This is a genomic window from Phenylobacterium sp., assembly GCF_031181185.1.
In the GTDB taxonomy this organism is placed as follows: Bacteria; Pseudomonadota; Alphaproteobacteria; order Caulobacterales; family Caulobacteraceae; genus Phenylobacterium.
In genome coordinates, this window is record NZ_JAPSKZ010000172.1 from 1 (window position 1) to 7,469 (window position 7,469).

Annotated in this window: 6 protein-coding genes and 1 pseudogene; 4 read left to right on the top strand and 3 right to left on the bottom strand. The window is 70.6% G+C overall.

Annotated features, from left to right (window positions below; genetic code table 11):
• Positions 1-382, bottom strand: a pseudogene (locus tag RIF93_RS16695) (S1 RNA-binding domain-containing protein); the annotation flags it as partial.
• A gap of 483 nt (positions 383-865) precedes the next feature.
• Here RIF93_RS16695 and RIF93_RS16700 point away from each other — a divergent pair.
• The 4 genes from RIF93_RS16700 to prfB all read left to right on the top strand — a co-directional run bounded on the left by RIF93_RS16700 (position 866) and on the right by prfB (position 6,365).
• Complete coding sequence (locus RIF93_RS16700) at positions 866-2,038, top strand: N-acetylmuramoyl-L-alanine amidase (protein ID WP_309092580.1); 1,173 nt, start codon at positions 866-868, stop codon at positions 2,036-2,038.
• Between the two features lie 110 nt (positions 2,039-2,148).
• On the top strand, positions 2,149-2,571 hold the full coding sequence (locus RIF93_RS16705) for a DUF2147 domain-containing protein (protein WP_309092581.1): 423 nt from the start codon (positions 2,149-2,151) through the stop codon (positions 2,569-2,571).
• A gap of 169 nt (positions 2,572-2,740) precedes the next feature.
• Positions 2,741-5,185 (top strand): penicillin-binding protein 1A, encoded by a 2,445-nt coding sequence (locus RIF93_RS16710; protein ID WP_309092582.1) that lies wholly within the window; start codon positions 2,741-2,743, stop codon positions 5,183-5,185.
• A 63-nt stretch (positions 5,186-5,248) separates the two neighbouring features.
• Positions 5,249-6,365 (top strand): peptide chain release factor 2 gene (gene prfB, locus RIF93_RS16715; protein WP_309092583.1). Its coding sequence is split into 2 segments (ribosomal slippage): positions 5,249-5,317 and positions 5,319-6,365, totalling 1,116 coding nucleotides; the frame shifts between segments, so codons are not numbered across the junction.
• A 1-nt stretch (position 6,366) separates the two neighbouring features.
• Here prfB and RIF93_RS16720 read toward each other — a convergent pair.
• Both RIF93_RS16720 and RIF93_RS16725 read right to left on the bottom strand, forming a co-directional pair.
• Positions 6,367-6,771 (bottom strand): polymer-forming cytoskeletal protein, encoded by a 405-nt coding sequence (locus tag RIF93_RS16720; RefSeq protein WP_309092584.1) that lies wholly within the window; start codon positions 6,769-6,771, stop codon positions 6,367-6,369.
• A partial coding sequence (locus RIF93_RS16725; RefSeq protein WP_309092585.1) for a peptidoglycan DD-metalloendopeptidase family protein occupies positions 6,752-7,469 on the bottom strand: 718 nt, incomplete at its 5' end. The genes RIF93_RS16720 and RIF93_RS16725, both read right to left, overlap by 20 nt.

The window sequence follows — 7,469 nt, forward strand, 5'->3', positions numbered from 1 at the left end:
CGACGACGAGGACGACGTCGTCGGACGCGCCCAGGTCGACCTCGTCCTCGTCCTCGGCGTTGCGGGCCCGGGGCTCGGGACGGTCGTCCTCGTCCTCCTCGGCCTCTTCGCGCATGAGGGCTTCGCGGTCGGCGACCGGGATCTGGTAGTAGTCGGGATGGATTTCGTTGAAGGCGAGGAAGCCGTGGCGGTTGCCGCCGTACTCGACGAAGGCCGCCTGCAGCGACGGCTCAACGCGCGTCACCTTGGCGAGATAGATGTTTCCTCGAAGCTGCTTCCGGTTCTGGCTCTCGAAATCGAACTCTTCAACGCGGTTCCCGTCGACGACCACCACACGCGTTTCTTCCGCGTGGGCAGCGTCGATCAACATGGTCTTGGGCATACAGAAAGTCTCCGCGGCGCGCGGCATGGGCGCTGAGGCCCGGGCGCTGCCGGTGATGGGGACGGGCGCGCGCGCCGACCCGGAGGACGCCGGAAGCGGCGTCTCGGGGGGCAAGGCCAGGATTGGCTTGAGCTGCGCAGCCCATCAGGTGTGTTCCTAGGCGCGCCTTGAAGCGGCGCGGATCGGAGGATGCGTGGTCGCCGAAGGTCTCGTGCGAGGCCGACGCCGGTTTGCGTGACGCGCGGCTGACGGGCCCGAAGCGGGCGCGCCGTCGCTGCGCGGGCGGACTTTGCAACATGGCGTCCGAAAAGGAAAGCGCCGGCCGCGTCATCGTGCGCCGCGAAAGACCTCGTTAACCGATTGTCTACGGGCGCGGCGTGTATATGGCTGTTGAGGTCGCAAGGTGCGGCTCCGCGTGGCGGACAGGGCTGGCGTATGTTTGGGCGGGCAGGGCAGGCGAAGATCGGCAAGCGGGGGCGCGCGATGCTCGCCGCGGCGGCCGCCGGCCTGGGCCTGATCGCCGTCGCCGCCTCGCACGCCGCGCCCGACACCGTCTCCCTGCTGAAGGTCCGCCTGGGCGGCGACGGGGCCGAGACCCGCGTGGTCATCGACCTCGACAAGTCGGCGAGCGTGAAGGTGGTCTCCGACGGGGCGGCCGACCGCCGCGTCGTGGTGATGATGCCCGGCGTCGACGCGCCCGAGGGTCTGCAGGGCGCCGGCCGCGGGGTGGTGAAGGCCTGGCTGGTCGACGAGGTGCAGGGCCAGGCGCGCCTGCAGATGGACCTAACCGCCGACGCCAAGGTGAAGCGTCGTTTCCTGCTGCCGCCGGCCGACGGGATCGCGCACTACCGCTATGTGATCGATGTCGCGACCATTGGGGCCGCCGCGCCCGGCGCGACGCTGACCAGGACCGCCGCCGCCCAGTCGGCGCCGGCGCTGCGCACCCAGTTCCTGCCGGCCAAGAAGCCCCCGCTGGCGCTGAAGAAGGTGGTGGTCATCGACGCCGGCCATGGCGGCAAGGACGTGGGCGCGAGCGGCGCGCACGGCTACGAGAAGGACATCAACCTGGCCGCGGCCCAGACGCTGAAGGCCCGGCTGGAGAAGACCGGCCGCTACAAGGTCGTGATGACCCGCAACTCGGACGTCTACATTCCCCTCGAGACCCGGGTGCGGATCGCCCAGCGCGCCGACGCCGACCTGTTCATCTCGCTGCACTCCGACTCCGGCCCGACCAGCAGCCTGAAGGGCGCCAGCGTCTACACCCTCTCGGACAAGGCCTCGCGCCGGGCGACCCAGTTCGTCAGCAAGGACGACTGGTTCATGAAGGCCAGCCTCAGCGGCGACCAGGGCGTTCGCGACATCCTGTTCGACCTGACCCAGCGGGCCACGCGCAACCGTTCGGCGATCTTCGCCCAGACCCTGCTGGCCAACATCGAGGGCGAGACGCCGCTGCTGCGCCGCAGCCACCGCGACGCCGGCCTGGTCGTGCTGCTGGCCCCGGACGTACCGGCCGTGCTGCTGGAGATGGGCTTCGTCAACAATCCCGAGGACGAGGCGCGCCTGCGCGACCCCGCCAGCCGCGCGCGCCTGATGAACGCGGTGGCCGAGGCCATCGACAGCCACTTCGGCCAGTCGCTGAAGGTGGCGGCGCGCTAATCGGCGGCGTGTGGCTTCTGTGTTGGCCACCTGTGGCCTGCGGCACACAGTCGACCGGCTGCGACGCCGCACCGTCTTGCGCCGCCGGCGCCATGGCCTAGATCGGTCGCATGCATCGTCGAGTTGTCACCGCCGCCGCGGCAGCCGCGGCGTTTTTCGTGGCGGGTACGCCCGCGCTGGCCCAGCCGGAAACCGCCGACGCCTTCGGCGTCTGGCGCAATCCGAAGGACAACGTGCGGGTCGAGATTCGGCCGTGCGGCGCGGCGGCTTGCGGCACCGTGATCTGGGCCTCGCCCAAGGCGCAGGCCAAGGCGCGCGAGGCGGGCACCGCGAACCTCGTCGGCACGCAGGTGCTCAAGAACCTGGAACTGGACGAGCGCCGCGGCGTCTGGCGCGGCAAGGTCTTCGTGCCGGAGCTGAACCGCAACTTCACGGGCATCGCCGAGCCGGTGGACGACAAGCGCCTGCGCGCGAAGGGCTGCGTGATCGGCGGCCTGCTCTGCAAGAGCCAGATCTGGACCAAGATCACCTGATCGCCGGCGCGTGACGCGGCGCCGCGCGAAGGGCGTCCGATCCCGATTTCCTGAGGATTAAGGCGCGGCGCGCTGACGCGGGCGGGGCCCGATTCCGTTGGCGCCCGGCTCGACACAGGTTAGACCCGGGCCACTTGGCGGCGCCCGCGCGCCTGGGAGCGAGTCTGATTTGAATTCCCCCGCAGGACAGCCTGGACCCGAGACCGCGCCGGCCCGGCGCGGGCTGGCCCTGGCCGGGGTCATCGTCCTGAGCTTCGTCGCGCTCGCCGCCTTCGCCACCGCGATCTATGCCGCCTGGCTGTTCCACGACATGCCGGACGCCGGCGACCTGGTGGACTACCATCCGCCGACCGCCACGCGGGCCTATGCCTGGGACGGCACCCTGATCGGCGAGTTCTCGCGCGAGCGGCGGATCTTCGTGCCCTACGAGGCGATCCCGAAGCAGACCGCCCAGGCCTTCCTGGCGGCCGAGGATCACGGCTTCTTCCGCCACCGCGGCGTCGACGTGGGCGGCCTGGGCCGCGCCATGGCCAAGAACGTGCTGAACCTGGTGCAGGGGCGGCGACTGGAAGGCGGCTCGACCATCACCCAGCAGGTGGCCAAGAACATCCTGCTGACCAGCGACGCCACCATCGGGCGCAAGCTGAAGGAAGCGATCCTGGCCTCGCAGCTGGAGGGCACGCTGACGAAGGAGCGGATCCTCGAGCTCTATCTGAACGAGATTTGGCTGGGCTACCGCTCGTACGGCGTGGGCGCGGCCGCCTACAACTATTTCGGCAAGTCGGTCAGCGAACTGACCCTGGCCGAGAGCGCCTATCTGGCCGCCCTGCCGAAGGGCCCCGACAACTACCACCCGATGCGCCGCAAGCGGCAGGCGATCGCCCGGCGCAACTGGGTGATCGACCAGATGGCCGACCTCGGCATGGTCAGCCGCGAAGAGGCCCGCGCCGCCATGGCCGAGGACCTGAAGGTCCAGCCGGCGCCGACGCGGTCGCAGTACCGGGACGCGGACTATTTCGTCGAAGAGGTCCGGCGCATCGCGCTGAACATGGACGAGCTGGGCGACGAGCGCCTGAACGCCGGCGGCTACTACATGCGCACGACGCTGGACCCACGGCTGCAGAGCGCCGCGCGGCTGGCGCTGATGAACGGGCTGGAGGCCTACGACCGCCGCCACGGCTGGCGCGGCGCCTGGGGACAGGTGACCACCCTGGCCGGCTGGGAGGCCGAGGCCAAGAAGAAGGCCAAGCCCGCCGAGCGCCGCTCCTGGCGCCAGGCGGTGGTGACCAGCGTCGCGGGCGGGACCGTGCAGGTGCTGACCATCGACGGCCAGAGCGGTTCGCTGGCGGGTCAGGACGTCGCCTGGGCCCGGCGCGGCAAGGGCATCGGTACCGGCGACCTGATCTTCGTGGCCCCGAACGAGGAGGGCGCGGGTTTCCGTCTGAAGCAGGTGCCGGCGGTGAACGGGGCCCTGGTGGCCATGGAGCCCAACTCGGGCCGGGTGCTGGCGATGGTGGGCGGCTATTCCTTCTCGCTGTCCAGCTTCAACCGCGCGACCCAGGCCTACCGGCAGCCCGGCTCGGCCTTCAAGCCGATCGTCTACGCCGCGGCGCTGGAGAGCGGCTATACACCCCGCAGCACCGTGCTGGACGCCCCGATCACCCTGCGCGGGGCGGGTGGCCAGGCGTGGAGCCCCGAGAACTACAATCATGAGTACTACGGCGCGCTGACGCTGCGGCGCGGCCTGGAGTTGTCGCGCAACACCATGACCGTGCGCCTTGCGCAGGCCGTCGGCATGAAGCGGATCAGCGACCTGGCCGTACGCATGGGCGTGACCAACAAGATGGACCGGGTGCTGGCGATGGCGCTGGGCTCGGGCGAGACCACCGTCTACCGCATGGCGGCGGCGTATTCGTCCTTCCTGAACGGCGGGCGCAAGGTCGAGCCGCACCTGATCGAGGTGGTCCAGGACCGCAACGGCAAGGTCATCTGGCGGGCCGACCGCCGCGAGTGCCCGCGGTGCGACGCCGGCTTCTCGGGCGCGGAGAGCCCGCGGGTGCCGCGCACCGGCGCCCAGGTGATGGACCCGATCACCGCCTACCAGATCACCTCCATGCTGGAAGGCGTGGTCCAACGGGGCACGGCGACCTACGCCTCACAGGTCGGAAAGCCGCTGGGGGGCAAGACGGGGACGACCAACGACTACCGCTCGGCCTGGTTCATGGGCTTCTCGCCGCAGATGGTCGTGGGCGTGTTCATCGGCTTCGACGACAACCGCAGCCTGGGCGAGGGGGAGACCGGCAGTCGCTCGGCCGTGCCGATCTTCACCGAGTTCATGACGGAGGCGCTGAAGGACAAGCCTGCAGAGCCCTTCAAGGCGCCGGCGAACGCCAAGTTCGCCCTGGTGCGCGGCATCCGCGAGGCGTTCCGACCCGGCACCGAGCCGCAGGCGGCGATCGCTCCCACCGGCGGCGGGGGCGGGGGCATGCCTCGGGGCCCGCAACCCTACAGCAAGGTGTGGCAGGACGGGCTGACTGGCGCGCCGAACGCCGGGGCTGCGGTGGCGCCCCCGCCGCCTCCCAAGAAGCAGGACGACCTTTCCGACCTGTTCTGAGGCGAGGCTTGTTCTGATGACCGGCGCGGCCTATGTCGGCCGGCCTGACTACTGGAGTGTCCCATGAGATTGGATGTCGAGGCCGCCAAGGCCGACATCGAGCAGTCGATCGAACTGCTCAGGAGGCGTCTTTGACTGGGAGCCTGCGCTCCGAAAGCTCGACGAGCTGAACGCCCGGGTCGAAGACCCGACCCTGTGGAACAACCCTGACGAGGCCCAGGCCGTCTCCCGCGAGCGCTCGCGGCTGGCGGCGCAGATCGACGCGGTTCAGTCGCTGGAACGGGACCTGACCGACGCCATCGGCTATGCCGAGCTGGCGGACGAGGAGGGCGACGAGGGCTCCCTCGAGGAAGCCCGCGCCCAGCTGCGGCAGATCAAGGAACGCGCCGCGCGCGCCGAGCTGGAGGCCCTGCTCTCGGGCGAGGCCGACGGCAACGACGCCTACCTGGAAATCAACTCCGGCGCGGGCGGCACCGAGTCGAACGACTGGGCCGGCATGCTGCTGCGGATGTACACCCGCTGGGCCCAGGCCCACGGCATGACTGTGGACGTGATCGAAGAGACCAGCGGCGAACAGGCCGGCATCAAGTCCGCCACGCTGCAGGTGAAGGGAACCAACGCCTACGGCTGGCTGAAGACCGAGGCCGGCGTCCACCGGCTGGTGCGGATCAGCCCGTATGACTCCAGCGCCCGGCGGCACACGTCGTTCGCCTCGGTGTGGGTCTATCCCGTGATCGACGACAACATCGAGATCGAGATCAATCCGTCGGACGTGCGCACCGACACCTACCGCGCCTCGGGCGCGGGCGGCCAGCACGTCAACAAGACGGACTCGGCCGTGCGCCTGACGCACATCCCGACCGGCATCGCCGTCGCCTGCCAGACCCAGCGCTCGCAGCACCAGAACCGGGAGCAGGCCTGGAAGATGCTGCGCGCGCGGCTCTACGAGCTGGAGCTGGAGAAGCGCGAGGCGGCCCAGGCGGCGATCGAGGACCAGAAGACCGACATCGGCTGGGGCCACCAGATCCGCTCGTACGTCCTGCAGCCGTACCAGATGGTGAAGGACCTGCGGACCGAGGTGGAGACCTCGGACACCCAGGGCGTGCTGGACGGCGACCTCGACGCGTTCATGGGCGCGGCCCTGGCCCAGCGGGTCGGCGCGACGCGCGACGCGGCGTAGACTATTCCGCGGCGGCGACCAGCAGCGGCGTCTCGGCGGGAGCTTCCGCGAACACCAGGCTGCGGCCCTCGAAGTGGGCGCCAGCTTCGATGGCGAGTTCGGTGTGGCGGATGTCGCCGTCGACGCGGGCGGTGGCGCACAGGCGCACCTGGCGGGCGCTGATCGTGCCGGTGACGCGGCCGCGGACCTCGACGCTTTCGGCGGTGACGACGCCCACGACCCAGCCGCTTTCGCCCAGGGTGAGGCGGCCCACCGCGACGTCGCCTTCGACGCCGCCGTCGAGGTGCAGGTCGCCTTCGGTCGTGACGTCGCCCCGGATCGTCACGCCCTCCGCGACCAGCGACGCCGCGGCGGGTTTGCGGGACTGAGCGGGGGCTTCGGGCGCCTTAGTCGCCTTGGTGAACATACTGACCGGCCTTCAAGAAGCGGCCCGGGTTCTGGGCGCGCCCGTTCACCCATACCTCATAGTGAAGGTGCGTCCCAGTCGAGCGGCCGGTGGAGCCCATGGCGCCGATCCGCTGGCCCAGGGCCACGCGTTGGCCGGGGCGCACGGCGATGGCGGAGAGGTGAGCGTAGCGGGTCTTCAAGCCCCGGCCGTGGTCGATCTCGACCGTGTTGCCGTAGCCCGAGCGGACGCCCGTGAAGGAGACGATGCCGGGACCTGTGGCCTGGATCGGCGCCGCATGGGCGCCGCCGAAGTCGAGGCCCGAGTGCAGGGCCGGGCGGCGCGTGAAGGGGTCGAAGCGCACGCCATAGCCGCTGGTCTGGGCGCCCGCCGCAGTCGGCTTGGCGAGCGGCAGGGTCTGGGCGGCGTCGGAGAGGGCGCGGGCCTCGGACAGGTCCTTGGCGGCGCGCTGGATGCGCACGGCGAAATCCTCGTCCACGTCCAGGACGGCGGCGAGGGCGCGGGGATCCTTGGATTCGATCAGGGGGCCGCCCAGCGACCCGCTCTTGGGCACGAAGGCCGATGGCGTCAGGCCGGCCATCCGGAACGCCAGGCGCAGCCGGTCGGCGCGGCTCTTGGCGAAGGTGTCGGCGGCTTCCAGCAGCTGCTCCTGGCCGTTGCGGACCAGCTCGACGCGCTTCACCGGATTGGCGGTGCCG

Excerpts from the sequence above, each read along its gene's own strand:
- RIF93_RS16700 (WP_309092580.1), top strand. The coding sequence starts at position 866 with ATGCTCGCCGCGGCGGCCGCCGGCCTGGGCCTGATCGCCGTCGCCGCC.
- RIF93_RS16705 (WP_309092581.1), top strand. The coding sequence starts at position 2,149 with ATGCATCGTCGAGTTGTCACCGCCGCCGCGGCAGCCGCGGCGTTTTTC.
- RIF93_RS16720 (WP_309092584.1), bottom strand. The coding sequence starts at position 6,771 with ATGTTCACCAAGGCGACTAAGGCGCCCGAAGCCCCCGCTCAGTCCCGC.